Origin of the sequence: Mycolicibacterium sediminis (assembly GCF_010731735.1) — a bacterium.
GTDB classification, from domain to species: Bacteria; Actinomycetota; Actinomycetes; order Mycobacteriales; family Mycobacteriaceae; genus Mycobacterium; species Mycobacterium sediminis.
On the sequence record NZ_AP022588.1, the window covers coordinates 2474397 to 2495968 of the forward strand.

The following is a 21572-nucleotide window of genomic DNA, read 5'->3' on the forward strand; positions in this document are numbered from 1 at the left end:
GGCGATGACGACGACCATCAGCGCGGAGGTCACCGAGCCCGCGAAGGAACCCGGCCCCTTCGCCGCGTTCCTGCTCCGTCCGTCGACCCGTGTCGCGCTGCGGTGGCTGGTGATCGTGGTGCTGACGCTGATCGCGTTCTGGCCGTCATTGATCAGCCTGTACGACACGACCCGAGGCGCAGGACTCAACGGCTACGTGTGGATGGTGCCGCTCGCCGGGATCCTCGCGGCACAGGGCGTCGCGCGCAGGCCGCGCACGGAACTTCCCATCCACGACCGCCAGACCGACGTCATCGTCGGCGTCATGGGACTCGTCTTCGCCGTACTGCTGTGCGGTGTCCTGATGCGGCGCTACGGCATGTGGTTCCACCTGTTGCGCTTCGACCTGCTCGGCATGTGGGTGTTCGTGATCAGCTCGGCGATACTCCTGTTCGGGCTGCGCCCGGTGGGCCGCTTCCTCGGCGTCTGGGTCCTGATGCTGATGGTGTTCACCCTGCCGTACCAGGTCATGGTCATCGTGCTCGGCGGGAGCAGATTCGCCGCGGGGGCGGGCACGCTCATCATCGCGGGGGCGGCGACGGCCATCGCCGTGGGTCGGACCTCCCGACGGGCGTGGATCGGGGCGGCGGCGGCCTGGACCATCGGTCTCGCGATCCTGCTGGTGATGAACTTCTTCTTCGACTCGGCGCCGGTCTTCCTCTATCAGATCGTCCCGTCGCTGACCGCCATCGTCCTGGTCGCGACGGCGATGTTCCTGATGGCCCGCCGCGGCGGATCCAAGCGCCCACTGGACCGCAAGGTCGAACCGCTGGCCGCCAAGCAGGTGCTGTCGGTGCTGCCGGTTCTCGTCGTGGTCACCGTCGTCCTCACGCTGGTGAAGCTCCCCGCCCAGGGCAGCCCGCCGGTCCAGCAGTTCGACGCGCTGCAGATCACCGGGCCGCTGGCCGCACCCGCCGGGTGGGAATCCACCGGCGCCGAGGAGTACCCGTGGGTCAAGCGACTCCACGGCAAGGCCGCCATGCTGACCCGGGAGCGCATGGTCGCCGACGTCGGAAACCCCCGGTGGGACAAGCTGAGTCGACCGCGCACGGTGGTGGTCGACAACGTCTACACCAACCGGGCGTTCTCGTTCTTCGTCTACCCCGCCAAGGTGCTCTACGACGTCACCGCGACCCGACTGAGCCAGGTGCGGCGCGTCGACCTCGGCTACGGCGTTACGGGTGAGCTGATCTCGGGCGTCGACGACAAGCTGCTCGTCACGTGGAACATGCTGCAGTGGACGTGGCGAAACGCCGACCGCGCGCAACGCGTGCTCGTCTTCACCGTCGACAACCACGAGGACGACGCGCCGTTCCCGCAACCCTCGGGTGCGCTGCTGTCCACGCTCAACACCCTCGTCACCGTGCTGTTCCGTGGCAATTCCGCGGTCGACGACACCAACCCCGAGTTCAAGGACGCCGAACTGCTGACGGTGTTCGGCCGCGGTCTGGTCGCCGCGCAGCTGCAACCCCTCGGGCTCGCGCCGTGACCTACGCCGTCGACTCGCTCACCGAGGCCGAGCAGGACCGCGCGCTGCACCGGTCGATCAACGCGCTGCGCGACGACGACCCCCTGCGGTCGGCGGCCATCCCGATCATGGGGTGGCAGAAGGCCGCGGTCGGGATCGCCCTCGCCGTCGTCATCGGGTTCGGCATCTGGTCGCCCATGGGCACGGTCGTCGTGCTGATCGGCATCTGCACCCTCGGCTACGTATGCACGATGGCCGACCGCGTGTACGTCTTCCGTCGGGGACTGGAGTCGCGGCCCATCGTCGTCACCGACGAGCAGGCCCGGGCCATCCCCGACGCGGACCTGCCGCCGTACACGATCCTGGTGCCCGCCTACAACGAGCCCGAGGTCGTCGACGACCTGATCAACGCCATGGCGGCGCTCGAATATCCCAGGGAGAAGCTGCAGGTCCTCCTGCTCCTCGAGGCCGACGACGACGTCACGATCCGGGCCGCGCGACGCTGCAAGGAAGCCGCCGCGATCACGATCCTGCTGGTGCCGCCCGCCGAACCGCGCACCAAACCGAAGGCGTGCAACTACGGACTGCACTTCGCCACCGGCGAGATCATCACGATCTACGACGCCGAGGACCTGCCCGAGCCCCTGCAGCTGCGACGGGTGGTCGCCGCGTTCGCCGAACTGCCCGATGACGTCGCGTGCATCCAGGCGAAACTGGCGTACCACAACGGTGGCCAGAATCTGCTGACCGGCTGGTTCACCGCGGAATACGGGCTGTGGTTCGGCTACCTGCTACCCGGGCTCATGAGCACCGAGTCGCCGATCCCGTTGGGCGGCACCTCCAATCACCTCAAGCACCCGGTCCTGGACAAGATCGGGTCGTGGGATCCGTACAACGTCACCGAGGACGCCGACCTCGGGCTGCGGATCGCCGGGTCGGGCTACCGCACCGCGGTCCTCGAATCGGTGACGCTGGAGGAGGCCAACAGCGATCCGATCAACTGGATCCGGCAGCGGTCGCGCTGGTACAAGGGCTACCTGCAGACGTGGCTGGTGCACATGCGGCGGCCGCGGGAACTGGTGCGGACCATCGGGTGGCGCAGCTTCATCCGGTTCAACCTGGTGCTGGCGGGCACGCCGATCATCGCGGTGCTGAACCTGGCGTTCTGGCTGATCACCGCGAGCTGGTTCCTCGGCCAGCCCGAGGTGATCGGCGCCGTCTTCCCCTGGTACATCTACTTTCCCGCGCTCGTCGCACTCATCTTCGGGAACTTCGCGACGCTGTACATGAACCTGATCTCCATCCGCGAGGACGACCGGCCCGACCTGCTGGTCGCGGCGCTGACCGTGCCGCTGTTCTGGCTGATGATGAGCATCGCCGCCGCGAAGGGGACCTACCAGCTGATCCGTCAGCCGTCGTACTGGGAGAAGACGTTCCACGGTCTGTCCGAGCGGCCCGACGACGAGGACGACGAACCGACGTGACGCGCCTGTCGGACCGCCGGCTCAAGACGCTGGCCTATGTCGGGACGCTCGCGGTGTACCTGGCGGTCGGCTACTGGCTGCAGGTGCGGCACGGCTTCATCCTCGGCGACTCGCTGTCCCGGGTGTCCGCGGCGCAGAGCGTGTTGTTCAGCCGCGACCCGCATCTCGCCGCCATCGGGTTCATCTTCACCCCGCTCACCGCGATGCTTCAGATCCCGCCGATCACCCTCAGCCCGCTGTGGCCCGCGCTGGCCGACAGGGCATTCGCCGGATCGATCATGTCGGCGGTGTTCATGTCCGGCGCCGTGGTGCAGGTGATGTCGATGGGCACCGACCGCGGCCTGCCGCGCGGCTACGTGGTGGCCATCACCGCGCTGTTCGCATTGAACCCGATGATCGTCTTCTACGGGTCCAACGGCATGAGCGAGGCGCCGTTCCTGTTCTTCGTCACCTGGGCCGTGCGCCGCCTGATCTCGTGGATGATCGACGACGACGTGCACCACCTCATCGCCGCCGGCGGCGTCGCGATGGGCCTGTCCTACCTGACCCGCTACGACGCGGTGGCGTGCATCTTCGCCGCGGGCATCGTCGTCGGCATCACGACCTACCGGCGTGCGACGGCCGAGCCGCGGCGGAAGCGGGCCATCCTCAACCTGCTGCTCGTCAGCGGTCCGGGGCTCGCGGCGTTCCTCGGGTGGGCGGTGACCAGCTGGCTCATCACCGGAGAGCTGTTCGCGCAGTTCACTTCTCAGTACGGCAATTCGGCCATCCTCGCGCAGACCGGTCAACCGGTCGACGACTTCGGCGGCGGCCTGGTGTTCGCCGCGACCTGCATCACGCTGCTGGCGCCGACGCTGATCCCGCTGGCCGTGTGGGCCGGCGTCGTCCGCCTCCGCCGGCCCTACTGGCCGACGCTTGTGGTGCCGCTCGCACTCTTCGGCGCGGTGCTGGCCTTCCAGACCTACAGCTACGCATCCGGTTCGACGTTCGGATTCCTGCGCTTCTACATCGCGGCGATCCCGATGGGTGCGTGCCTGGCGATGCTGGCGGTGCCCGAGCGCGGCTTCGCCCGGCCCAAGCGGCGCGGGAAGTACTCGCCGCCGACGGTCGACCCCGTTCCGGCGCGACGGCCCTGGTTGGCATACGGCTGCGCCGCGCTGGTCTTCGCGGTGACGGTCCCGGCGGCCGCCTACGCGATGACGTTGCCCAGGTTCGCGCCACAGGAGTACGCGCTCGCGGCGGTGCTGGCGCCGGACGTCGGCGGGTTGTCCGACCGCAGTGCCGTGGAGCGGCGCATCGCGGCGAGCTTCTCCACCGAGCGCGAGATCGCCCGTTACCTCGACGGGCTCGACCTGCCGGAGTCCTCGGTGATCGTCGACACCGTGTACGGCTTCGCGGTGGTCGCGGCCTCGACGAAGCCGAAGACCTTCGTGGTGCCGTCCGACCCCGACTTCACCGAGCTGCTCAACGATCCGGTGGGGGAGGGCGTGCGGTACCTGCTGGCGGTCCCACCCGAGGGGCGTGGGCAGTCGGATGCGCTCAACACGCGCTACCCCACGCTGTACGAGACGGGCGCCGACGTCGCCACCCTCGAACTCGAGATCCCCAACGACGGCGACAGTCAACCCACCTGGCGCCTGTACCGCGTCAACGAGCCGGGGACGGACCCCGGCGCGGGCTGACCCACCGCCGCGATGCGCGAATCGCCGACCCGTGGCCGTGGGCTCGCTAGAGTGGTCGTCTCACCAGCGCCAATGGAGGCCCGATGAACGCCGTACGCATCGTCGCAGCGGCAATGGCCGTCGCGGCGGCGCTCGCGACATCGGCGTGCGTGCGCACCGACGACGGCGTCTCGGTGGCGGCCCCGCCCGGAACCTCGGTGGAGGAGGAGGCGGTGACCGCGGCCCCGACCCGATCGGAGGCCGATCCGACGACGTCGGCGACGGGAACGCCCGGCGCGCCCGGCATCCTCGAGACCAGCCGCGCACCGGTGCCGGCCGGCACGGTCACGTGCACCCCGGATCCCCGGCCGCCCGCCGGGTTCGTCGCGGCCATCGACGACGCGACCGCGCCGCAGATCGTCCTCGCCGTCCCCGAGGGGTGGACTTCCACCGAGGGCACCGACGCCGTCGCCGGCACGCTGGCCGGACCGAAGGGCATGACCGCCACCATCACGATCGCGCCCACCGACCTCGGCGCCGACGCAGCGTTCCGCCGCTACGCCGACGAGGTGATGGCGAAGTCGTCGATCAGCAGCGTCAGCGTCCTGCCCGGCGAACTATGCGACTACAGCGGGCAGAAGCTCATGGGCGCCTGGTCGAACTCCCCGCAGAACGCCGTCTCCTTCTACGACCGCCTCGCGCACGTGTGGACCAACACCGCGGACTACCTGGTCGTCGTGCACGTCGAGGCGCCGGCGGGCGTCGACGAACTGGACGCCGCCAGTGACGTACTGACCGGCGACTTCGAGGTCCGGATCCCCTGAGCGTCGACGTGCCGAGTGACCTGGTCGACCTGCCCGGCGGCGTGCTGCGGATGGGGTCGACGCGCTTCTATCCCGACGAGTCGCCCGTCCACGAGGTCACGGTGCGGGGGTTCGCCATCGAGCGTCATCCGGTCACCAACGCCCAGTTCGCGGCCTTCGTCGCCGACACCGGGTACGTCACCGTGGCGGAGCGGCCGCTCGACCCTCTCTCGTATCCCGGTGTGCCAGAACGTGATTTGATCCCGGGCTCGCTGGTGTTCCGGCCGTCGGAGGGCCCCGTCGACCTCGCCGACTGGCGGCAGTGGTGGGACTGGTCGCCGGGCGCCCAGTGGCGGCTCCCGTTCGGCCCCGACGGTGGCGTCGACGTTCGAGACCGCGCGGACCACCCCGTGGTGCAGGTGGCGTACCCGGACGCCGCGGCGTACGCGAGCTGGGCTGGTCGCCGCCTGCCGACCGAGGCGGAGTGGGAGTACGCGGCCGGCGGCGGCACCGGCACCGTCTACGCGTGGGGGGACGAGGTGGCGCCGGGGGGCGTGCTGATGGCCAACACCTGGCAGGGCCGGTTCCCGTACCGCAACGACGGTGCGCTCGGATGGACGGGAACGTCACCGGTGGGGACGTTTCCGCCGAACGCGTTCGGCCTGCTCGACATGATCGGGAACGTGTGGGAGTGGACGACGACTCTGTACTCGGGAGGGCACCGGCGGGCAGGAGCGGAGGGTTGTTGCACTCCGAGTCACGAGCCGGATCCCTCGGTGAGCCAGACGCTGAAGGGTGGCTCGCACCTGTGCGCGCCGGAGTACTGCCATCGCTATCGACCCGCCGCCCGCTCAGCGCAGTCGCAGGACAGCGCCACCACGCACATCGGTTTCCGCTGCGTCGTAGGCTGATCTGCGGCACCGAGCGTGCGTAGTGTCGGGTCCGCGACCGGCGTGTCGCCCGCAGACACGCACGCTCGCCGGTGGGGCCGCCGAAGGGGTTGAGCAGCGATTTGGTTCGATGCGCGGGCTCACCTAGTATGTAGGGGTTGCCTTGGGCAGACCTCGGCTGACCACTGGATGTAGCACTTCGCAGTATCGCTCATCCGAAGCCAGCCCTGCGTGCTCTTGAGACGACGAAGATCGCGTACGTCGAGTTGCTTCGTGCTGCTCACCGTGCGTCAAGCGTGTTAGTAATCGAGGAGATCGAGTGATTCAGCAGGAATCGCGGGTGAAGATCGCCGACAACACGGGCGCCAAGGAGATCTTGTGCATCCGGGTGCTCGGTGGGTCGGGTCGGCGCTACGCCGGCATCGGCGACATCATCGTGGCGACCGTCAAGGACGCCATCCCCGGTGGCAACGTCAAGAAGGGCGACGTCGTCAAGGCGGTCATCGTCCGCACCGTCAAGGAACGTCGCCGTGCCGATGGCAGCTACATCAAGTTCGACGAGAACGCGGCCGTCATCATCAAGCCCGACAACGACCCGCGCGGCACTCGCATCTTCGGGCCGGTCGGTCGCGAGCTGCGCGAGAAGAAGTTCATGAAGATCGTCTCGCTGGCCCCGGAGGTGCTGTAAATGAAGGTGCACAAGGGCGACACCGTTCTGGTCGTCGCGGGCAAGGACAAGGGCGCGAAGGGCAAGGTCCTGGTGGCCTACCCCGACCGTGAGAAGGTCCTCGTCGAGGGCGTCAACCGGATCAAGAAGCACACCGCCGTGTCGCAGAACGAGCGTGGCGCGTCCTCGGGCGGCATCGTGACGCAGGAAGCCCCCGTCCACGTGAGCAACGTGATGGTGGTCGACTCCGACGGCAACCCCACCCGGATCGGCTACCGCCGTGACGAAGAGACCGGCAAGAACGTCCGGGTGTCGAAGAAGAACGGCAAGGACATCTGAAGATGACTACCGCAGAAACCACCGAGAAGACCATGCCGCGGCTCAAGCAGCGCTACCGCGACGAGATCAAGAACTCCCTCAACGAGCAGTTCAACTACGCCAACGTCATGCAGATCCCCGGCGTGGTCAAGGTCGTCGTGAACATGGGCGTCGGCGACGCCGCCCGTGACGCGAAGCTGATCAACGGCGCCGTCACCGACCTCGCGCTCATCACCGGCCAGAAGCCGGAGATCCGCAAGGCCCGCAAGTCGATCGCGCAGTTCAAGCTTCGCGAGGGCATGCCGATCGGTGCCCGCGTCACGCTGCGCAACGACCGCATGTGGGAGTTCCTGGATCGCCTGGTGTCGATCGCGCTCCCGCGTATCCGCGACTTCCGCGGCCTGTCGCCCAAGCAGTTCGACGGCAACGGCAACTACACGTTCGGGCTCAACGAGCAGTCCGTGTTCCACGAGATCGACGTGGACAGCATCGATCGTCCGCGTGGCATGGACATCACGGTCGTCACCTCGGCGACGAACGACGACGAAGGCCGCGCGCTGCTGCGTGCGCTCGGCTTCCCGTTCAAGGAGAACTGAGCATGGCAAAGAAGGCTCTGGTCAACAAGGCCAACAAGAAGCCCAAGTTCAAGGTGCGGGGTTACACCCGGTGCAACCGGTGCGGTCGTCCGCACGCGGTCTTCCGCAAGTTCGGCCTGTGCCGAATCTGCCTGCGGGAGATGGCACATGCCGGCGAACTGCCGGGCGTGCAGAAGTCCAGCTGGTAACTCCAGCTCCAGCGATACCGCCGGCGCGACCTGCGCGGGCAAGGCCAAAAGACCATTTAGAACAGCATTGCGGCAGGCCCCACAGACACACTGAGGGAACCGCCGCGAGGAAGGTGAGCCGGTTGTCATGACGATGACTGACCCGATTGCAGACTTCTTGACACGTCTGCGCAACGCCAACTCGGCGTTCCACGACGAGGTGACGTTGCCCCACAGCAAGATCAAGGCGAACATGGCCGAGATCCTGAAGTCCGAGGGCTACATCACCGACTTTCACACCGAGGACGCCCGCGTGGGCAAGGCCCTCGTGGTGCAGTTGAAGTACGGCCCGAGCCGGGAACGGAGCATCGCCGGCCTGCGCCGCGTCTCCAAGCCCGGTCTCCGGGTGTACGCGAAGTCCACCAACCTGCCCCGGGTGCTGGGTGGCCTGGGCGTGGCGATCATCTCCACGTCCTCGGGTCTACTCACCGACCGTCAGGCAGCTCGACAAGGCGTGGGCGGCGAAGTCCTCGCCTACGTCTGGTAGGGGAAGAAGACATGTCGCGCATTGGAAAGCAGCCGGTCCTGGTTCCGTCCGGGGTCGACGTCACGATCGAGGGACAGCACGTCTCGGTCAAGGGCCCCAAGGGCACGCTGGATCTCGCCGTCGCAGAACCGATCTCGGTCGAGCGCAGCGATGACGGCGCCATCGTGGTGGCACGACCCGACGACGAGCGGCGCAACCGCTCGCTGCACGGGTTGTCGCGCACGCTGGTCGCCAACCTCATCACCGGTGTGACCGAGGGTTACACCACGAAGATGGAGATCTTCGGCGTGGGCTACCGCGTCGTGCTCAAGGGCAACACCCTCGAGTTCGCGCTCGGATACAGCCATCCCGTCGTGATCGAGGCTCCGGAGGGCATCACCTTCGCGGTGGAGACGCCCACGAAGTTCTCGATCACCGGAATCGACAAGCAGAAGGTCGGTCAGATCTCGGCGAACATCCGTCGCCTGCGCCGCCCGGACCCGTACAAGGGCAAGGGCGTTCGCTACGAGGGTGAGCAGATCCGCCGCAAGGTCGGAAAGACAGGTAAGTAGACATGGCTGCTAACACAGATACCGAGAAGCGGAAGCCGGTCGGGCAGAACATCTCCCAGACCCGTCGGGTCGCCCGCATCCGCAGGCACGCCCGGCTGCGCAAGAAGGTCGCCGGCACCGACACGACGCCGCGCCTGGTGGTCAACCGCTCCTCGCGGCACATCCACGTGCAGCTCGTCGACGACCTGCAGGGCGTGACCCTGGCCGCAGCGTCGTCCATCGAGGCCGACGTGCGTGCGGTCGACGGTGACAAGAAGGCCCACAGCGTGCGGGTCGGACAGCTCATCGCCGAGCGCGCCAAGGCCGCGGGCATCGAGACCGTGGTCTTCGACCGCGGTGGCTACACCTACGGCGGACGCATCGCCGCGCTGGCTGACGCCGCGCGAGAAGGCGGGCTCAAGTTCTAGATGAAGACTCTCAGTGAAGTAAACGGAAGGACTGCATGATGGCCGAGCAGGCAACTGGTGCCGGCGCCGGTCCGGCTACGTCCGATAACCGGGGCGGTGTGTCCGACAACCGTGGCGGCGGCGGCGGCGGCCGCGACGGTCGCGGCGACAACCGGGGTCGTCGTGACGACCGCGGTGGGCGCGGCGGACGTGACGGCGGCGACAAGAGCAACTACCTCGAGCGCGTGGTCGCGATCAACCGCGTGTCGAAGGTCGTCAAGGGTGGTCGGCGCTTCAGCTTCACCGCGCTCGTCATCGTCGGTGACGGCAAGGGCATGGTCGGAGTCGGCTACGGCAAGGCCAAGGAAGTTCCGGCCGCCATCGCCAAGGGCGTCGAGGAGGCTCGCAAGGGCTTCTTCCGCGTGCCGCTCATCGGCGGGACCATCGTCCACCCGGTGCAGGGCGAGGCCGCTGCAGGCGTCGTGATGCTCCGTCCGGCCAGCCCCGGTACCGGCGTCATCGCCGGCGGTGCTGCCCGCGCGGTGCTGGAATGCGCCGGCGTGCACGACATCCTGGCCAAGTCGCTCGGTAGCGACAACGCGATCAACGTCGTGCACGCGACGGTCGCCGCGCTCAAGATGATTCAGCGGCCCGAAGAGGTCGCAGCCCGTCGCGGACTGTCCATCGAGGACGTCGCCCCGGCGAGCATGCTGAAGGCCCGCCGCGAGGCAGACGCGCTCGCAGCGTCGGCCGCACGTGAAGGAAGCGCATAGCCATGGCCGAACTGAAGATCACGCAGACGCGTGGCACCGTCGGTGCCCGCTGGAAGCAGCGCGAGAGCCTGCGCAGCCTCGGCTTGCGGAAGATCCGCCAGACCGTGGTCCGCGAGGACAACGCGCAGACCCGCGGCCTGCTGGCCGTGGTGAACCACCTCGTAGAAGTTGAGGAGGCGTAGCTCGTGAGCGATGTCATCAAGCTGCACGACCTGAAGCCCGCCGCCGGGTCCAAGACGAAGAAGCAGCGTCTCGGCCGCGGTGAGGGCTCCAAGGGCAAGACCGCCGGTCGCGGCACCAAGGGCACGAAGGCCCGCAAGAACGTCCCCGTGACGTTCGAAGGTGGCCAGATGCCGATCCACATGCGGCTGCCGAAGCTCAAGGGCTTCAAGAACCGTTTCCGTACCGAGTACGAGGTGGTGAACGTCGCCGACATCGAGCGGCTGTTCCCCAAGGGCGGCACCATCGGCATCGACGATCTGGTGTCCTCGGGAGCCGTTCGCAAGAACAAGCTCGTGAAGGTGCTGGGCGACGGCAACCTGACCGCCAAGGTCGACGTCACCGCCCACAAGTTCAGTGGCAGTGCCCGCGAGAAGATCACGGCCGCAGGCGGATCGGCGACCGAGGCCTGACCCCGGCCTCCTTCGTAGATCCATCGCGCGTGTAGGGCCCCCGCTTCGGCGGGGGCCCTTTTCGTGCCGCGCCCCCGCCGAGTGGCCACGTGCGTGGCGGCGGCGGCCGGCAAACGCGCGACGACTGGCCACTCGGCGCCGTCGGTAGGCTTTCGTCATGTTCAGCCTCCTGTCCGGCATCCCGGGAACCGACGACCTCCGCGCACTCGGCCGCAAGGTCGACACCGCCCGCCACCACGGGGTGCCCACTGGCTGCGTCCTGGAACTCGACCTGCAGTCCGTGCCCAACGAGACCGGCGGCTTCGACCCGCTGGCCCTGCTGTCGGGCGGCCGGCCGATCCTGCTGCGCGAAGCCGTCGCCGCCATCCACCGTGCCGCGAAGGACGAGCGGGTGTCCGGGTTGATCGCCCGCGTGCAGGTCGCCGCCGCCGCGGCGGGACCGGTTCAGGAGCTGCGTGACGCCATCGAGGCGTTCAGCGCGCAGAAGCCGTCGCTGGCGTGGGCCGAGACCTACCCCGGGACGATGTCGTACTACCTCGCATCGGCGTTCCGCGAGGTGTGGATGCAGCCGTCGGGCACGGTCGGGCTGGTCGGGTTCGCGACCAGCGCGCTGTTCCTGCGCGACGCACTCGACAAGGCTGGCGTGCAGGCGCAGTTCGTGGCCAAGGGCGAGTACAAGTCCGCGGCGAACACCTTCACCCAGACCGGGTACACCGACGCCCACCGCGAGGCGGACTCGCGCCTGATCGAGAGCCTGCGCGGCCAGGTGTTCGAGGCGATCGCCCGGTCCCGGCACCTCGAGGTCGCGGACGTCGACGCGCTGGCCGACGCGGCACCGCTGCTGCGGGAGGCAGCAGTCGACGGCAGGCTCGTCGACCGGATCGGATTCCGCGACGAGGCGTACGCGCGCATCGGTGAACTCGCCGACGCCGACGATCCCGACGCCACGCCGCGGCTGTACCTGTCGCGGTACGCCCGTGCGCAGCGCCCGTCGACGCCGTCGCTGCCCGGGCTCGTGTCGAAGTCCAAGCCGACCGTCGCCGTCGTCACCCTGCACGGTCCCATCGTCAGCGGCCGCGGTGGTCCCGGGCTGTCGCCGTTCGGCACGTCGAGCGCCGGTGGCGACACCATCGCCGCCGCACTGCGGCAGGCGGGCGCCGACGACTCGGTGTCCGCTGTCGTCCTGCGCGTCGACAGCCCCGGCGGTTCGGTCACCGGGTCGGAGACCATCTGGCGCGAGGTCGAGCGGCTCCGCACGGCCGGCAAGCCCGTGGTCGCCTCGATGGGCGCGGTCGCCGCGTCGGGCGGCTACTACGTGTCGATGGCCGCCGACGCCATCGTCGCCAACGCCGGCACCATCACCGGTTCGATCGGCGTGGTCACCGGCAAGCTGGTGGCCCGCGACCTCAAGGAGCGCCTCGGCGTCGGCTCGGACTCGGTGCGCACCAACGCGAACGCCGACGCCTGGTCGCCCAACGCGCCCTTCACCGACGATCAGCACGCGCAGGTGCAGGCCGAGGCCGACCTGTTCTACGCCGACTTCGTCGAGCGGGTCGCCGCCGGTCGCGGCATGTCGGTGCAGGAGGTCGACGCCGTCGCGCGGGGACGGGTGTGGACGGGTGCCGACGCGAAGGACCGTGGGCTGGTCGACGAACTCGGTGGCCTGCGGACCGCCGTGAACCGGGCGAAGGTGCTCGCCGGCTTCGACGCGGACGCCGAGGTGAAGGTCGTCGCGCTGCCCGGATCGTCGGTCCTGGACGTGCTGCGGCCCAAGGCGTCGTCGCAACCGGCGGCGGCGTCATTGCCGGATGCGGTGGGCGCGCTGCTGGGCCGGTCGATCGCGGGGGCGTGGGCCCAGACCGAGCGGTCGCTGACCGGGGCGACCGCCCTGTGGCTGGGCGACTACCGGTTCTAGGAGCCCAGGGTCGCGCGGATGTAGCTCAGGTCCCCGAACGCGGCCATCAGACCATCCTCCGGGAACTCGAAACCGTTGGCCGCGTGGGCCTCGCGCGCCGGTGACGCCGTCACCGCCCAGCCCCTGTCGGTCAGGTACCGGACGACGTCGTTGCGCTCGCCGCCGTACACCAGGCTGCTCATCTCGATGTCGGAGCCGAGGTCCTTCATCCGGTCGGTGAGTTCCTTGGAGCGCGTGTCGACGAACGACTCGACGTCGTCGACCTGTTCGGTCGCCAGGCTGCTGCCGGGTGCCGACAGCTCGGTGATGAGGTCGAACAACCGGTCCTGAGCGTCACCCGGCAGGTAGATCAGCAGCCCCTCGGCGCTCCACGCCGTGGGCTGACTCGGGTCGAAGCCGCTGTCGCGCAATGCCTTCGGCCAGTCCTCGCGCAGGTCGATGGCGACGGTGCGGTGCGTCGCAGTGGGGGTGGCACCGAGACCGGCCAGCGTCGACTTCTTGAACTCGATCACCTCGGGCTGGTCCACTTCGTAGACGACCGTGCCGTCGGGCCAGGGGAGCCGGAAGCCGCGCGCGTCGAGCCCGGCCGCAAGGATGACGGCCTGCCGCACCCCGCTCGCCGCGGCGTCGAGAAACATCTGGTCGAACCACCGGGTCCGCACCGCCATGCTCTCGGCGGCCAGGCGCGCGGTGAATCGGGGGTCGACGTCCTCGAACCGGAGGTCGCCGTCGAGCATCCGGGTGAAGAAGTCGACGCCGACCGCCCGCACCAACGGCTCGGCGTGCGGATCGTCGATCAGCTCTTCGCGGTGGCTCAGCGCGCGTTGCGCGGCCACCATCGTCGCGGTGGCGCCCACGCTCGACGCCAGATCCCACGAGTCTCCATCGGTGCGTGCCATCGTCGTACTCCGTTCAGCTCAGGGTTGCGGTCAGGTAGCCGGAGTTGGCGCCGAAGGACGCCAACTCGTCGTCGGGGCGGGTGAAGCCGTTGGAGGCGTACGCCTCGTCGACCGTGCGCACGGACACGCCCCAACCGTGCCCGGCGAGGTAGTCGGCTGCGCTGTTGCGCTCACCGAGATAGAACAGCTGCGCCAGGTCGATGTCGGAACCGAGGCGCTTGGTCCGTTCGGTCAGTTTCTCCGCCCAGTCGTCGGGCAGACCGGCGAGGTCCATGTGCTCGGTGGCGAGCCGGCTGCCCGGCGCCGAGAGAGCGGTGATCTCGTCGAACAGCCGGTCCTGCGCCTCGGGCGGCAGGTACGGCAGCAGGCCCTCGGCGATCCAGGCGGTCGGCAGGCTCGGGTCGAATCCGGCGTCGCGCAGGGCGGCGGGCCAGTCCTCGCGCAGGTCGATCGGGACGGTGTGGTGCCGGGCGCCGGGTTCGGCGCCGAGCCCGGACAGGGTGCGCGTCTTGAACTCGATGACCTCGGGCTGGTCGACCTCGAACACCACGGCGCCCGCCGGCCAGGGCAGCCGGTAGGCGCGGGTGTCCAGACCCGACGCGAGGATGACCGCCTGCAGGACACCGTCACGCGACGCGTTGACGAAGAACTCGTCGAAGAAGCGCGTGCGGACGGCCATCTGCTCCTGCATCGCGCGGCGGTTCAGCAGGGGATCGTCCTCGTCGAGCGACTCCCCGTCGGCGACCCGGATGAAGTGGTCGATGCCGACGGCGCGCACCAGCGGTTCGGCCCACGGGTCGGCGAGAAGGGCGTCGGGACCCTTGGAGGCGGCGGCGCGGGAGGCCGCGACGGCCGTCGCGGTGGCGCCCACGCTCGAGGCGAGGTCCAAGGTGTCGCCGTCGTGGCGTCCGGTCGTGGCGGTCATGTCGTGCTCCTCGGTGTTCGCGGTGACGTGGTCAGGCCCTGGTGGCGATGATCGCCGTGGAGTTGGCCATGGCGGCGAACAGGTCGCCGCCGACGAAGGTGCGCCCGTAGTGGGCGAAGACCTCGGCGCGGGTGCGTGCGGTCGTGGTCCAGCCGTGGCCGGTGAGGTAGTCGACGACGGGCGTGCGTTCGCCCCCGTAGAAGAGGTTGCCGAGGTCGACGGTGAAACCGTGGTCGCGCCACACGTCGTTCATGGCGCTCGCCCGGTCGGCCAGGCCGGCGCCGCCGTCCGGGTGGTACTCGGTGGCCAGGGCGCTGCCCGGGGCCGACAGGTCCGTGACGTCGTCGAAGAGCCGGTCCTGGGCCTCGGGCGGCAGGTAGACCAAAAGGCCCTCGGCGCTCCATGCCGTCGGGACGTCGGGGTCGAAGCCGGCGTCCCGCAGGGCAGCGGGCCAGTCGTCGCGCAGGTCGACCGCCACGGTGCGCAGGTCGCAGGACGGAACCGCGCCGAGGTCGGCCATCGTGGCGGACTTGGCCTCGATCACCCGGGGCTGATCGATCTCGAAGACCGTGGTGCCGTCCGGCCAGTCGAGGCGGTAAGCCCGGGAGTCGAGACCGGAGGCCAGGATGACGGCCTGCCGGGTCCCGGCCCGGCACTCGTCGAGGAAGAAGTCGTCGAAGAAGCGGGTCCGGACGGCCATGATCCCGGTCATCAGCGATGCGGCACCCCCGTCGTCCGCGTCGCCCGTGGTGATCTCACCGTCGACCAGCCTGGTGAAGAAGTCGATGCCGACCGCACGCACCAGGGGCTCCGCGAAGGGGTCCTGGATGAGGGGATCGGGTTCCTTCGAGGCCAGTGCCCGTGCGGCGGCCACCATGGTGGCGGTGGCGCCGACGCTGGACCCGAGGTCCCAGCTGTCGGCGTCGGAACGGGTCACCGGAGCCCACCGAGGATCGGGCCGCTGAGTTCGGTGATGGCGACTGACTCCACCGCGCACACTCCATGTACTTAGCCGATGTAACGAACGTGGCCGACTGTACGCTGCGAAACTGGGAGGCGGTTGCGAGCGCGCAGCGGATTCGGGCCGGGGGGATCGCAACTGTTACTCTCGTAGACTGTTTGACACGCGATGTCGCAGGCTGTCGGCTTGCGGCGAGATCGCGCAGGACATAACCCAAACGCGCTGGTCGGACCAGCCACATTTGCATGCCGCGGCACGGACTCGGCTGCGCAGGAGGAAGAGTGCTTTCGGCTTTCATCTCATCGCTGCGGACGGCCGACCTCAGACGCAAGATCCTCTTCACTCTGGGAATCGTCATTCTGTACCGGGCCGGCGCGACGCTGCCGTCCCCAGGCGTGAACTACCCCAACGTGCAGAAGTGCATCGAGCAGGTCCAAGGTGGCGACTCGGCGCAGATCTACTCGCTGATCAACTTGTTCTCCGGCGGCGCACTGCTGCAGCTGTCGGTGTTCGCGGTGGGCGTCATGCCCTACATCACCGCGAGCATCATCGTGCAGCTGCTCACCGTGGTGATCCCGCGCTTCGAGCAGCTACGCAAGGAGGGCCAGTCCGGTCAGGCCAAGATGACGCAGTACACGCGTTATCTTGCGGTCGCGCTGGCACTGCTGCAGGGCACGTCCATCGTGGCTCTCGCCGCCAACGGCGGACTGCTGCAGGGCTGCAGCCTCGACATCATCCAGGACTCGTCGATCTTCTCGCTGGCCGTCATCGTGCTGGTGCTGACCGCCGGCGCCTCGCTGGTCATGTGGATGGGTGAACTCGTCACCGAGCGCGGCATCGGCAACGGCATGTCGCTGCTGATCTTCGCCGGCATCGCCGCCCGCATTCCCGCCGAGGGCCAGCTCATCCTCGAGAGCCGCGGCGGCGTGGTCTTCGCGCTCGTCGCGTTCGCGGCGCTCATGATCATCATCGCGGTCGTCTTCGTCGAGCAGGGTCAACGCCGCATCCCGGTGCAGTACGCCAAGCGCATGGTCGGCCGCAAGATGTACGGCGGCACCTCGACGTACCTGCCACTGAAGGTCAACCAGGCGGGCGTCATCCCCGTGATCTTCGCGTCGTCGCTGATCTACGTGCCGCAGCTCGTCACCCAGCTGATCCGCAGCGGTAGCCCCGACACGAGTTGGTGGGACCGGTTCGTCGCGAACTACCTGACGAACCCCGCCAGCCCGGTCTACATCGCCCTCTACTTCGGCCTGATCGTGTTCTTCACGTACTTCTACGTGTCGATCACCTTCAACCCCGACGAGCGTGCCGACGAGATGAAGAAGTTCGGTGGCTTCATTCCCGGCATCCGTCCCGGCAGGCCCACCGCGGACTACCTGCGCTACGTGTTGAGCCGCATCACGCTGCCCGGCTCGATCTACCTCGGCGTCGTCGCCGTCCTGCCCAACCTCTTCCTCGAGATGGGCAACTCGGGATCCGTACAGAACCTGCCGTTCGGTGGCACCGCGGTGCTCATCATGGTGGGCGTCGGCCTGGACACGGTGAAGCAGATCGAGAGCCAGCTGATGCAGCGCAACTACGAAGGGTTCCTGAAGTGAGAATCGTCCTGTTGGGGCCGCCGGGCGCGGGCAAGGGCACGCAGGCCGAGAAGCTGGCCGAGAAGCTCGGCGTGCCGCACATCTCGACCGGCGACCTGTTCCGGCACAACATCACGAACGAGACCGAGCTGGGACTCGAGGCCAAGAAGTACCTCGACGCCGGTGACCTGGTGCCCGCGACGCTCACGAACGCGCTGGTCGACGACCGGCTGGACGACGCCGACGCCGCCTCGGGGTTCATCCTCGACGGCTACCCGCGGTCGGTCGAGCAGGCCGAGGCGCTGGGCGACATCCTCGCCAAGCGCGACCTCAAGCTCGATGCCGTGCTGGAGTTCCGGGTCTCCGAGGACGAGCTGCTCAGCCGTCTCAAGAGCCGTGGCCGCGCCGACGACACCGACGAGGTCATCCTCAACCGGATGAAGGTCTACCGCGACGAGACGGCACCGCTGCTCGACCACTACTCCGCCGAACTCAAGACCGTCGACGCGATCGGCAGTCTCGACGAAGTGTTCGCCCGCGCCCTGCAGGCGCTCGGAAGGTAGTCGATGATCGGCCTGTCCGGACTGCGGGGGCGCAAGGTCGTCGCGCAACGTTCCGACGGTGAACTCGACGCGATGGCCGCGGCGGGCGCTCTCGTCGCCGCCGCGCTGAAGGCGGTACGGACCGTCGCGTCGCCCGGGATGTCCACCCTGGAACTCGACGCCGTCGCCGAAGCCGTCATCCGCGACGGTGGCGGGATCCCCTCGTTCCTCGGCTACCACGGATTCCCCGCCAGCATCTGCTCCTCGGTCAACGACCGCGTGGTCCACGGCATCCCCTCCGACGACGACGTCCTCGCCGTCGGCGACCTGGTGTCCATCGACTGCGGCGCCATCCTCGACGGCTGGCACGGTGACTCCGCGTTCACGTTCGGCGTCGGGGAACTGATCCCGGCCGATGCGGCGCTGTCCGAGGCCACCCGTCTGTCGATGGAGGCGGGCATCGCCGCGATGATCCCCGGCAACCGCCTGACCGACGTCTCACACGCCATCGAGGCCGGCACCCACGCCGCCGAGGCGGCGCACGGCCGCAGGTACGGCATCGTCTCCGGCTACGGCGGCCACGGCATCGGCCGCGAGATGCACATGGACCCGTTCCTGCCCAACGAGGGTGCTCCCGGCCGCGGGCCGCACCTGGCGCCGGGCTCGGTGCTCGCCATCGAGCCGATGCTGACCCTGGGTACCACCCGCACCGAGGTCCTCGACGACGAGTGGACCGTCGTCACCGCGGACGGCTCCCGCGCCGCGCACTGGGAGCACACGGTCGCCGTCACCGAGGACGGCCCACGCATCCTGACGCTGCCCACCTGACCGTGGCGCGCCACCACCGTCCGGACGCTGAGCCCGATCCGATCGCACTGGCGCGGGCGAACTGGGAGCGGGCCGGCTGGGGTGACGTCGCGGACGGCATGGTCGCGGTGACGTCGGTGATGCGGGCCCACCAAATCCTGCTGGCCCGGGTGGAGACGGCGCTGCGGCCCTACGATCTGAGCTTCTCGCGGTTCGAGCTGCTGCGGCTCCTGGCGTTCTCCCACACCGGCGCGCTTCCGATCACGAAGGCCTCCGACCGCCTCCAGGTCCACGTCACCAGCGTCACGCACGCCATCCGGCGGCTCGAGGCCGACGGCCTGGTCGAGCGCACCCCGCACCCGACCGACGGCCGCACCACACTGGTGCGGCTGACGGATCTCGGTCGCTCGACGGTGGAGGACGCGACGGTGACGCTCAACCAGGAGGTGTTCGCCGACATCGGGATCTCCGACGAGTCGTCGCGGATGCTGGCCGCGGCCATCGAGTCGCTGCGCCACCACGTCGGCGACTTCTGAGCGTTCGGTGCGCCCACAGTAGGCTCCACCCATGAACATGCGCGTCTGCCTGGTGGTGACGGCGGCTCTGTTCGCCGCGGGCTGCACCACCACGACGTCCGGCGAGGCGACGGCACCGACCGGCGTCGTCGCCTACTCGACGTCGGAGCGGCCGAGTCCCACCCGGACGACGCGGACCTCGCCGCCGTCGACGACCGTTGCCTCGCAACCGATCCCGCCGGAGGCGTTCGACGAGATCCGCGCGCAGGGCGTCGTGGGCAGCGACGACCAGATCGGTCAGGTCATCGACCTGGCCTGCATCATGGCCGAGGGTAGCTTCAACGATTCGGTGCAGGACGTGGTGGACGTGCTGCAGCAGATGGGCAGTGAGCTCGAGGATTCCCAGCTCGACGTGCTGGTCAGGGTGGCGCTGCGCTACTCCTGTCCGGAGAGCGCCGCGAAGCTGGGCGCCTGAGCGGTCAGTCGGCCGACGGTGACGGCAGGGGGATGGTTGCCGTCACGGTTGTTCCAGAGCCGGGCCGGGAGCGGATGTTGAGCCTGCCGCCGACGATCTCGGCGCGCTCGGACATCGAGAGCAGTCCGTAACCACCCATCTCGTCGCCGCCGAGCGGGTTTTCGAACCGGTCGAATCCCCGTCCGTTGTCCTCGATCTCGAGCCGCGCGACGTCGTCGTTGATGGAGAACGTCAGGCGCGCGTTGGTCGCCTCGGCGTGCTTGACGACGTTCTGCAGGCACTCCTGGGCGATGCGGTAGAGCGCCAGTTCGACGTGATCGGGCAGGCGGGTGTCGGCCAGCTCCACGTCGACGATGACCTGGGGGATGGACCGCGCGAGGCTCGCCAGCCCGCCCGCGAGGCCGAGGTCGTCGAGCACCGGTGGCCGCAGGCCGCTGATCGCCGCGCGGGCCTCGCCGAGGGTGAGTGCGACGAGTTCGCGTGCGAGAGCGATCTGTTCGGCTGCGGTCTCGACGTCGTCGCCGACCGCCCGGCTGGCGGCGTCCAGCCGGTAGGACAGCGTCACGAGGCGCTGGCTGATCCCGTCGTGGATGTCCCCGGCGAGCCTCCGCCGCTCGATCTCCTGGGCCTGGATCACCTGCTCGACGAAGTTCTCGTGCGCGCGTTCCCGGGCGACGAGCTGACGGTGCAGGCGGGCCTGATGCATCGCGCCGGCGATCAGCCTGCCGATGACCAGCAGCAGTTCGACGTCGCGCCTGGTGAATTCGCGTCGCTCGACGGTGTGCACGTTGAGGACGCCGACCAGGCCGCCCGGATCGGTCTCCATCGGCACCGACACCATCGACGTGAAGTCGGAGCCGCGCAGCGACTCGAAGGGCTTGTAGCGCGGGTCGGATTCCTTGTCGTGGATGATCACCACGGGCTCGCGGTGGCTGGCCACCCAGCCCGACACCCCCTGCCCCAGCGGCAGGCGGATCTTGCCGGCCTGGCTGTCGAACGGCGGCGTGGCGCCGGTCAGGGTCAGCGAGCGATCGGTGTCGTCGAGGACGTGCACGAAGCAGACGTCGGTGCCGGTGGCGGCGGTGATCATCCGGGCTGCGGCCGCGGCGAGGGGTTCGACGCCCGGTCCGCTCGACGCGGCCTGGATCAGCTCGCGCAGCAGCGCCAGTTCTCGGTCGGCGGTGAGGACCTCGGCGCTGGTCACTGGTAAATGCCCTCGCGCAGGGCCGTGGCGGCGGCGCTGGTACGGTCGCTGACGCCGAGCTTGCGGTAGATCGACCGCAGGTGCGTCTTGACGGTCTCGTCGCCGATCACGAGCTTGCCCGCGATGCCCTTGTTGGACAGGCCGTTGACGACGCACGCCAAGATCTCGCTCTCGCGCTGCGTCAGCCCCTGCCTGGCGCCGGGCCAGAACTCGTCGCGCTGCAGGCGGGCCGCGGTATCGACGGCGCGGGCCGCCATCACGGGGTCGATCGCCGTCTCACCACGGTGCACGAACTCGAGTTGCCGCACCAGCTCGTCGCTGCTGATGCTCTTGAGCAGGTAGCCGGACGCACCGACCCGTAGCGCCTGGAAGAGGTACTGCTCGTCGTCGTAGACCGACAGCATCACGACCTTGCGGCCGGGGTTCCTGGTCCGCAACTCCGCGCAGAGGTCCAGTCCGCTGGCGCCCTGCATGCGGACGTCGCACAGCACGATGTCGGGGTCCAGGTCGTCCACGACCGGCAGCGCCCGTTCGGCGCCGACCGCCTGACCGACCACCCGGACCCGATCGCCGAACGTGGTGAGCATCGCCTTGAGACCCTCGATGACCATCTCGTGGTCGTCGACCAGCACGAGCCGGACCGGATCGGGCGTCATGGGACTCACCATAGGGCTCGCCGACGCCGCGTTCGGTCAAGTCGGCAGACGCGCCTCGCTACCCCAATCCCCCGGATGGGGGAGGACGGCAGGTGTGACGTAGGCCACGCT

26 protein-coding genes are annotated in these 21572 nt (G+C 69.0%); 21 read left to right on the forward strand and 5 right to left on the reverse strand.

All coding sequences use genetic code 11. The features are described 5' to 3' along the window. Positions 1-4: 4 nt before the first annotated feature. The 16 genes from G6N64_RS11840 (at position 5) to sppA (ending at position 12897) form a co-directional block, all read left to right on the forward strand. Positions 5-1528: a hypothetical protein gene (locus tag G6N64_RS11840; RefSeq protein ID WP_163797132.1), complete on the forward strand. Its 1524-nt coding sequence runs from the start codon at positions 5-7 to the stop codon at positions 1526-1528. Further along, positions 1525-2991: a glycosyltransferase gene (locus G6N64_RS11845; RefSeq protein WP_246231119.1), complete on the forward strand. Its 1467-nt coding sequence runs from the start codon at positions 1525-1527 to the stop codon at positions 2989-2991. Before G6N64_RS11840 ends, G6N64_RS11845 begins: the two co-directional genes overlap by 4 nt. Then, positions 2988-4673, forward strand: a complete 1686-nt coding sequence (locus G6N64_RS11850; protein ID WP_163797134.1) for an ArnT family glycosyltransferase — start codon at positions 2988-2990, stop codon at positions 4671-4673. The genes G6N64_RS11845 and G6N64_RS11850 overlap by 4 nt, the downstream gene beginning before the upstream one ends. Positions 4674-4756: 83 nt before the next feature. Next, positions 4757-5476, forward strand: coding sequence for a hypothetical protein (locus tag G6N64_RS11855; protein ID WP_246231120.1), 720 nt, complete (start codon positions 4757-4759; stop codon positions 5474-5476). Positions 5477-5484: 8 nt separating this feature from the next. Then, on the forward strand, positions 5485-6366 hold the full coding sequence (locus G6N64_RS11860) for a formylglycine-generating enzyme family protein (RefSeq protein ID WP_163797136.1): 882 nt from the start codon (positions 5485-5487) through the stop codon (positions 6364-6366). A 298-nt stretch (positions 6367-6664) separates the two neighbouring features. Then, entirely contained in the window at positions 6665-7033 is a 369-nt protein-coding gene (gene rplN, locus G6N64_RS11865) for a 50S ribosomal protein L14 (RefSeq protein WP_163797138.1), read from the forward strand. Then, positions 7034-7351 carry a 50S ribosomal protein L24 gene (gene rplX / locus G6N64_RS11870; protein WP_163797140.1) on the forward strand — a complete coding sequence of 106 codons (318 nt, stop codon included), beginning with the start codon at positions 7034-7036 and terminating at the stop codon, positions 7349-7351. Between the two features lie 2 nt (positions 7352-7353). Continuing rightward, positions 7354-7926: a 50S ribosomal protein L5 gene (rplE, locus tag G6N64_RS11875; RefSeq protein ID WP_163797142.1), complete on the forward strand. Its 573-nt coding sequence runs from the start codon at positions 7354-7356 to the stop codon at positions 7924-7926. A 2-nt stretch (positions 7927-7928) separates the two neighbouring features. Continuing rightward, positions 7929-8114, forward strand: coding sequence for a type Z 30S ribosomal protein S14 (locus tag G6N64_RS11880; protein WP_011778599.1), 186 nt, complete (start codon positions 7929-7931; stop codon positions 8112-8114). A gap of 127 nt (positions 8115-8241) precedes the next feature. After that, positions 8242-8640: a 30S ribosomal protein S8 gene (rpsH, locus tag G6N64_RS11885; protein ID WP_163797144.1), complete on the forward strand. Its 399-nt coding sequence runs from the start codon at positions 8242-8244 to the stop codon at positions 8638-8640. An 11-nt stretch (positions 8641-8651) separates the two neighbouring features. After that, entirely contained in the window at positions 8652-9191 is a 540-nt protein-coding gene (rplF, locus tag G6N64_RS11890) for a 50S ribosomal protein L6 (RefSeq protein ID WP_163797146.1), read from the forward strand. Between the two features lie 2 nt (positions 9192-9193). Next, the gene (gene rplR / locus G6N64_RS11895) at positions 9194-9598 is read left to right on the forward strand and encodes a 50S ribosomal protein L18 (RefSeq protein WP_163797148.1); all 405 of its coding nucleotides are present in this window, start codon (positions 9194-9196) and stop codon (positions 9596-9598) included. Between the two features lie 38 nt (positions 9599-9636). Then, positions 9637-10350, forward strand: a complete 714-nt coding sequence (rpsE, locus tag G6N64_RS11900) for a 30S ribosomal protein S5 (RefSeq protein ID WP_174266796.1) — start codon at positions 9637-9639, stop codon at positions 10348-10350. 2 nt (positions 10351-10352) lie between these two features. Continuing rightward, on the forward strand, positions 10353-10532 hold the full coding sequence (rpmD, locus tag G6N64_RS11905) for a 50S ribosomal protein L30 (protein ID WP_163797152.1): 180 nt from the start codon (positions 10353-10355) through the stop codon (positions 10530-10532). A gap of 15 nt (positions 10533-10547) precedes the next feature. Continuing rightward, on the forward strand, positions 10548-10982 hold the full coding sequence (gene rplO / locus G6N64_RS11910) for a 50S ribosomal protein L15 (protein WP_174266946.1): 435 nt from the start codon (positions 10548-10550) through the stop codon (positions 10980-10982). Positions 10983-11139: 157 nt separating this feature from the next. Beyond that, complete coding sequence (sppA, locus tag G6N64_RS11915; RefSeq protein WP_163797155.1) at positions 11140-12897, forward strand: signal peptide peptidase SppA; 1758 nt, start codon at positions 11140-11142, stop codon at positions 12895-12897. Here sppA and G6N64_RS11920 read toward each other — a convergent pair. From G6N64_RS11920 to G6N64_RS11930, 3 genes are read right to left on the reverse strand one after another with little or no spacing between them, the layout of a single operon-like run. After that, on the reverse strand, positions 12894-13796 hold the full coding sequence (locus tag G6N64_RS11920; protein ID WP_163797157.1) for a class I SAM-dependent methyltransferase: 903 nt from the start codon (positions 13794-13796) through the stop codon (positions 12894-12896). The genes sppA and G6N64_RS11920 overlap by 4 nt on opposite strands. Positions 13797-13809: 13 nt before the next feature. Continuing rightward, positions 13810-14721 carry an SAM-dependent methyltransferase gene (locus G6N64_RS11925; protein ID WP_163797159.1) on the reverse strand — a complete coding sequence of 304 codons (912 nt, stop codon included), beginning with the start codon at positions 14719-14721 and terminating at the stop codon, positions 13810-13812. A gap of 31 nt (positions 14722-14752) precedes the next feature. Further along, on the reverse strand, positions 14753-15658 hold the full coding sequence (locus tag G6N64_RS11930) for a class I SAM-dependent methyltransferase (protein ID WP_163797161.1): 906 nt from the start codon (positions 15656-15658) through the stop codon (positions 14753-14755). Between the two features lie 305 nt (positions 15659-15963). Here G6N64_RS11930 and secY point away from each other — a divergent pair, with 305 nt between their 5' ends. The 5 genes from secY to G6N64_RS11955 are packed head-to-tail and all read left to right on the forward strand — an operon-like array spanning position 15964 to position 19601. Beyond that, on the forward strand, positions 15964-17283 hold the full coding sequence (gene secY, locus G6N64_RS11935; protein ID WP_163797162.1) for a preprotein translocase subunit SecY: 1320 nt from the start codon (positions 15964-15966) through the stop codon (positions 17281-17283). After that, positions 17280-17825, forward strand: coding sequence for an adenylate kinase (locus G6N64_RS11940; RefSeq protein WP_163797164.1), 546 nt, complete (start codon positions 17280-17282; stop codon positions 17823-17825). Before secY ends, G6N64_RS11940 begins: the two co-directional genes overlap by 4 nt. A 3-nt stretch (positions 17826-17828) precedes the next feature. After that, complete coding sequence (gene map / locus G6N64_RS11945) at positions 17829-18632, forward strand: type I methionyl aminopeptidase (RefSeq protein WP_163797166.1); 804 nt, start codon at positions 17829-17831, stop codon at positions 18630-18632. Positions 18633-18634: 2 nt separating this feature from the next. Continuing rightward, positions 18635-19147 carry a MarR family transcriptional regulator gene (locus G6N64_RS11950; RefSeq protein WP_174266797.1) on the forward strand — a complete coding sequence of 171 codons (513 nt, stop codon included), beginning with the start codon at positions 18635-18637 and terminating at the stop codon, positions 19145-19147. A gap of 31 nt (positions 19148-19178) precedes the next feature. Beyond that, positions 19179-19601, forward strand: coding sequence for a hypothetical protein (locus tag G6N64_RS11955; RefSeq protein ID WP_163797168.1), 423 nt, complete (start codon positions 19179-19181; stop codon positions 19599-19601). Between the two features lie 4 nt (positions 19602-19605). On the opposite strand, the gene G6N64_RS11960 is transcribed toward G6N64_RS11955, so the two are convergent. Further along, positions 19606-20805, reverse strand: a complete 1200-nt coding sequence (locus G6N64_RS11960) for a GAF domain-containing sensor histidine kinase (protein WP_163797170.1) — start codon at positions 20803-20805, stop codon at positions 19606-19608. After that, on the reverse strand, positions 20802-21461 hold the full coding sequence (locus G6N64_RS11965; RefSeq protein ID WP_163797172.1) for a response regulator: 660 nt from the start codon (positions 21459-21461) through the stop codon (positions 20802-20804). Before G6N64_RS11965 ends, G6N64_RS11960 begins: the two co-directional genes overlap by 4 nt. Positions 21462-21572 lie beyond the last annotated feature (111 nt).

What these genes read in the sequence shown, in the direction of transcription:
- map (WP_163797166.1), top strand. Translation starts at nt 17,829, where the DNA reads ATGATCGGCCTGTCCGGACTGCGGGGGCGCAAGGTCGTCGCGCAACGT.
- sppA (WP_163797155.1), top strand. Translation starts at nt 11,140, where the DNA reads ATGTTCAGCCTCCTGTCCGGCATCCCGGGAACCGACGACCTCCGCGCA.
- rplR (WP_163797148.1), top strand. Translation starts at nt 9,194, where the DNA reads ATGGCTGCTAACACAGATACCGAGAAGCGGAAGCCGGTCGGGCAGAAC.
- G6N64_RS11880 (WP_011778599.1), top strand. Translation starts at nt 7,929, where the DNA reads ATGGCAAAGAAGGCTCTGGTCAACAAGGCCAACAAGAAGCCCAAGTTC.
- G6N64_RS11920 (WP_163797157.1), bottom strand. Translation starts at nt 13,796, where the DNA reads ATGGCACGCACCGATGGAGACTCGTGGGATCTGGCGTCGAGCGTGGGC.
- G6N64_RS11955 (WP_163797168.1), top strand. Translation starts at nt 19,179, where the DNA reads ATGAACATGCGCGTCTGCCTGGTGGTGACGGCGGCTCTGTTCGCCGCG.
- rpsE (WP_174266796.1), top strand. Translation starts at nt 9,637, where the DNA reads ATGGCCGAGCAGGCAACTGGTGCCGGCGCCGGTCCGGCTACGTCCGAT.
- rpsH (WP_163797144.1), top strand. Translation starts at nt 8,242, where the DNA reads ATGACGATGACTGACCCGATTGCAGACTTCTTGACACGTCTGCGCAAC.
- G6N64_RS11855 (WP_246231120.1), top strand. Translation starts at nt 4,757, where the DNA reads ATGAACGCCGTACGCATCGTCGCAGCGGCAATGGCCGTCGCGGCGGCG.
- rplX (WP_163797140.1), top strand. Translation starts at nt 7,034, where the DNA reads ATGAAGGTGCACAAGGGCGACACCGTTCTGGTCGTCGCGGGCAAGGAC.
- G6N64_RS11925 (WP_163797159.1), bottom strand. Translation starts at nt 14,721, where the DNA reads ATGACCGCCACGACCGGACGCCACGACGGCGACACCTTGGACCTCGCC.
- rpmD (WP_163797152.1), top strand. Translation starts at nt 10,353, where the DNA reads ATGGCCGAACTGAAGATCACGCAGACGCGTGGCACCGTCGGTGCCCGC.
- G6N64_RS11840 (WP_163797132.1), top strand. Translation starts at nt 5, where the DNA reads ATGACGACGACCATCAGCGCGGAGGTCACCGAGCCCGCGAAGGAACCC.
- G6N64_RS11965 (WP_163797172.1), bottom strand. Translation starts at nt 21,461, where the DNA reads ATGACGCCCGATCCGGTCCGGCTCGTGCTGGTCGACGACCACGAGATG.
- rplF (WP_163797146.1), top strand. Translation starts at nt 8,652, where the DNA reads ATGTCGCGCATTGGAAAGCAGCCGGTCCTGGTTCCGTCCGGGGTCGAC.
- rplE (WP_163797142.1), top strand. Translation starts at nt 7,354, where the DNA reads ATGACTACCGCAGAAACCACCGAGAAGACCATGCCGCGGCTCAAGCAG.